At 76.7% G+C, this 767-nt stretch carries 1 pseudogene; it reads left to right on the plus strand.

Features of this window, described 5'->3' with window-relative positions:
• Positions 1-767 (plus strand): annotated as a pseudogene (locus CCN72_RS36125) (ABC transporter permease); the annotation flags it as partial.

Genomic DNA, 767 nt, shown 5'->3' on the forward strand with positions numbered 1-767 from the left:
GCACACTGCCCCGCTGCAACCGCCAGGCCAGCGCGCCCGCCGTACCGAGCCGACCCGGCCGGGACCGGCGGCGGGACGGCTCGGTACGGCGGGCGCGCTGGCCTGGCGGTTGCAGCGGGGCAGTGTGCTGGGCTGGGGGCTGGGGTTCTTCGTCGCGGGGGTGGTGTACGGCGGGGTCGCGACCGGCGCGGCGGACCTGGTGCGCGACAGCGATCAGGCCCGGGAGATCTTCCAGCGGATGGGCGGCCAGCCGGGGCTGACGAACGCGCTGCTCGCGGCGCTGACCGGGATGCTGGGGCTGGTGGCGGCGCTGTACATCGTGCAGTCGGTGCTCCGGCTGAGCGGCGAGGAGTCCTCCGGCCGGGCCGAACCCGTGCTCGCGGGCGCGGTCGGCAGGCTGCGCTGGGCCGCCGGGCATCTGGTGATCGCCTTCGGCGGCGCGGCCCTGCTGATGCTGCTCACCGGTCTGGGCTTCGCGGCGGGCTACGGCAAGGACGTCGGCCCGCTGCTGGCCGCCTGCCTCGTCCAGCTCCCGGCGATCTGGGTCATCGGCGGCATCGCCGTCCTGCTCTACGGCGTCCTGCCCCGCGGCGCGTCCGCGGCCTGGGGCGTGGCCGGCGCCGTCCTCCTCCTCGGCTGGATCGGCCCCGCCCTGAAGGCCCCCCGGTCCCTGCTGGACCTCTCCCCCTTCACCCACCTCCCGAAGCTGCCGGGCGGCACGGCGCACTGGCCGCCGATGCTGGCGCTCACGGGCATCGCGGTGGTGC

Origin of the sequence: Streptomyces murinus, from assembly GCF_002154555.1 — a bacterium.
GTDB lineage: Bacteria > Actinomycetota > Actinomycetes > Streptomycetales > Streptomycetaceae > Streptomyces > Streptomyces murinus.